At 68.9% G+C, this 3471-nt stretch carries 3 protein-coding genes; 1 reads left to right on the top strand and 2 read right to left on the bottom strand.

Features of this window, described 5'->3' with window-relative positions; translation table 11 throughout:
* Window positions 1–207: 207 nt before the first annotated feature.
* The gene (locus AC0B61_RS37045) at window positions 208–753 is read left to right on the top strand and encodes a hypothetical protein (protein WP_471746922.1); all 546 of its coding nucleotides are present in this window, start codon (window positions 208–210) and stop codon (window positions 751–753) included.
* Here AC0B61_RS37045 and AC0B61_RS37040 read toward each other — a convergent pair.
* Window positions 710–1402, bottom strand: a complete 693-nt coding sequence (locus AC0B61_RS37040; protein ID WP_471746921.1) for an IS5 family transposase — start codon at window positions 1400–1402, stop codon at window positions 710–712. The genes AC0B61_RS37045 and AC0B61_RS37040 overlap by 44 nt on opposite strands.
* A 14-nt stretch (window positions 1403–1416) precedes the next feature.
* Window positions 1417–3033 (bottom strand): IS4 family transposase, encoded by a 1617-nt coding sequence (locus tag AC0B61_RS37035; protein ID WP_471746919.1) that lies wholly within the window; start codon window positions 3031–3033, stop codon window positions 1417–1419.
* Window positions 3034–3471 lie beyond the last annotated feature (438 nt).

The following is a 3471-nucleotide window of genomic DNA, read 5'->3' as shown; positions in this document are numbered from 1 at the left end:
ACATCTCGAAGCGTGAGGGGCGGCCGCCTCTGCTGTCTCGCGAAGAACCGCAGATCAGCAGGTTGGGTGACCTGCGAGGTTAAACAACAAGCTTAGAAGCTGTTGTCTTTCCGTGAGTGATCGCTGCGCTTCCGCTGGTCAGGCATAGGGCGGGTGATTCCGTGGGAGTCGTGGCCTGTCGGGTTGTCGTTCCCCGGGAGGTCGCGAATGCCGTCTGTGGTCGGACTGCTGGAACAGCACGAGCGTGCTGCCCGTCGTCGTGTGGACGGGCTGCGAGAGGAGGCCGACCGCATCCAGGCCGAACTGGCCGCGGCCGAGCGGGAATGGGAGGAGTGGGCGATCGCCCGCCGACGGGTTGACGCGGTGCTGGCTCCCGAGGGCGACAACACCGCCGGTTCCCAGGCCCACCAGGTTCCGCAGGAGGCGGATGCGCAGTCAGTGCGGCCTGGGCCTGCGGATGCGGCGAAGCCGAAAACTGTGGTGCCGATGTGGCGCGTGGGGCTGGCCTGGTCGGTGCTGTCCGCGGACTACCAGCGCATCCTGCGCGCGCTCGCGGACCGGGAGCGGCTCGGCCAAGAACCGCTGACCTGCCAGGAGTTGACCGTCGGCTTCGGCATGGAAGCGGTGCCGGCCAAGGTGGAGGCGCTGAGGTCGAAGGCGAAGCGCCTGGTGGCCCGCGGCTGGCTGACCGAGCCCGCACCGGGCCGGTTCACGCTCGCGAAGGACGTGGCCGGGCCAGGCGACGACTCATGAGCAGGGTCATCGACCAGTGGACCATCGCCTCGGCGCTGCTGGTGCGGCGCTCGAAGTCGCGCACCAGGCGGCGGGTGCGCATCAGGTGCGCGAAGAACCGCTCGACGATCCACCGCTTCGGCAGCACCACGAACCCCTTCTGGTCGTCGCTGCGCTTGACGACCAGCAGCACCAGCGCCAGAGCGGTGAAGCAGTGCTCGATGAGACCACCGGTGTAGCCGCCGTCGGCCCAGACCAGCTCCAGCAGGTGGTGCGCGTCGGCCACCTGGGCGAGCAGGACCTGGGCGGCGGCCCGGTCGCCGGTGTCCGCCGGGGTGACCGTCACAGCCAGCAGCAGGCCGAGCGTGTCGACTACGACGTGCCGCTTGCGCCCGTTGATCAGCTTGCCGCCGTCGAAGCCGCGGCTGGCGGAGCCAACGACGGCGTCCGCCTTGACCGACTGCGAGTCGATCACACCCGCGCTCGGCTCCGCGTCCCGCCCGGCTTTCTGGCGCACCCGCGCGCGCAGCCGGTCGTGGAACTCCTTGCCCAGTCCCAGATCGCGCCAGCGGCGGAAGAAGGCGTACACCCGGTCCCAGGGCGGGAAGTCCGCGGGCATGGCTCGCCACTTGATGCCGTTGTCGACCAGGTAGCGGATCGCGTCCAGCATCCAATGCCACGAAGTTAAGGATTCGGTGGTGGCGTCAAGGCATCGGGGAGGGTGATTTTGTAGGTGCTCGGCGCGGTGCGTATGAGCCGGCCGTTGCGGGCCCAGTAGCAGATCTGTGCAGTGAGGCTGCTCAGGGGGCGCCCCGCGGTGGGGAGTCCGAGATGCCGGGCGATGTCCCGGGTGTGCATGGCCTGGTTGGAGTTCGCGGCCAGGATCTTGCAGACCTGGCCCCAGCGTCCGGAGAGGGTCGGGCTCGAGTCCTGCGCGCTTGGCAGGGTGGGTGGGTGCACGGTGATCTCGATGGCGGTGATCCGGGTGCTGTCGCGTGGGCGTCCGTCGCGGTTCCAGATGGCGTAGCGGGAGGTCCCGCACTTGACGATGCGGGCGGACAGCCGCATCCGGCGTCCGGGAAGCAGTGCGTGCAGGACGCGGGCGCCGATGTGTCCAACCAGGTCGGGGCGGCTGCCCGGCCCTGAGGCCGCGGTCGTCCCGGCGAGGCTGACGACCGTGTCGCGGGCGGCCTCCAGGGCGACGGTGAAGCCGGCCCGGTCGGGATCGCAGCCGGGCATCGTCTCCACCGCGGTCACCATCACCGAGCGCAGGGCCTGATAGAGGGTGAGTATTGCCCACATCTCCTGGTTGAGGCCCACTGGGTCCTTTGACCGCAGGACCCGGCCTTTGAGCAGGGTGTGACGTAGCGCCAGGTAGGTGATCTCGATCTCCCAGCGTTCGTGGTAGAGACGCACCAGACGGTCGGCTGGATCGGTGCGGTGGTCTTTGAGCGTGGTCAGCAGGCGGTAGGTCCCGCCGAAGTCGCCGCCGTCGGCAGTCCGGGAGCGGATCTCGGCCTCGATCACCCGCAGCCGGAGGCCACCGATCCGGGTCAGGTAGGAACCGTCGGGCAGCAGCGCCAGTACCGGCGGTCGTCGGGTGCTTGTGGCGCGAATCAGGAACTGCGCTCCCTGAGCTGCGATGTCTGCGAGCAGTTCGTTGCTGTCGAAGGCGCGGTCCGCGAGCAGGAGCATGTCCGTGGTCAGGTGGCCGACCAGGTCGTGGGCGTAGTCGGTCTCGCCTTTCGAGGCGGAGCCGAAGACGGCGGCGATCAGGCCGCGGGTGCCTGTTTCGCACAGGGTCATGAGCATCAGCCGGGGGTAGCCCGCCGGGCCGTGGCGGCGCTGGGTGCGGCCGAGCCAGGACCGGTTGCGCTCGTGGTCGGGGACGTTCAGGCTCCCGCATCCGTCGAAGGCGACCGTGCGCCATCGGCGGTAGCGCACTCCAGGCGTGGACGGCTGGGCCAGCGGGCCTGCCAGGACGTCGAACAGCCGCTTGAGCGGGGCCACCCCGACCCGCCGACGCAGATCACGGAGTGCCTTCTCAGAGGGCTGCGGCGCCCGCGCGTCCAGTCCGAAGGCGAGTTTTCCCCACACCAGTCCGGTGCCCAGATGCTCGAACAGCCCGAGCGCGAGCACCAGGTACACCCCGACACGCGAGGGGAGGCTCCGCAGCCGTTGCTCGCGAGCCCCGGTCTCGTCCAGCACAGCATCCACCAACTCGGGTGGGATGACCTGGGTTAACTCACCGATATGACCGGGCGCGAACACGTCGGTTCCGCCCGTGACAGACTGGGCCACTGGGCCTCTGCTCTCTTTGGAAGATCTTGGTCGATCCCCTGGATAGCAGAGGCCCCTCTCGCATCTCGCCCACCCTTGACACCGCTGGCGAGCGCTTAACTTCGTGGCTTTGGTCCAGCATCGTCCGGTGGCAGTAGGCCTCCGGCTGTCCGCCCCGCCCTTCCAGCCATCCCGGTACCGGCAGCAGCGGCTGGACCACGTCCCATTCTTCGTCCGTCATGTCCGTCGGGTAGCGGCGCTCGCGTACCCCGTTGTCACCGGCGTTTCCGAACCGGTGAGCCAGGCAGTCACACGTGAGGGTGACCGAACTGGACTTCACGGCCGCATCTGCGAAAAACTGCGACAACAGGGCCTCCGTAAGGTGTTGGTCGGCCCGGGAGGGCCGGATGTGGCTGAACAGGGCTTGCCGTTGGTGGCTCTCCAGGAGTGGCCGTCCGG

The sequence above is a fragment of the Kitasatospora sp. NPDC023385 genome (assembly GCF_055664045.1).
The sequence above is the reverse complement of the archived record's forward strand: the minus strand, read 5'-3'. Positions and strand labels throughout refer to the sequence as shown.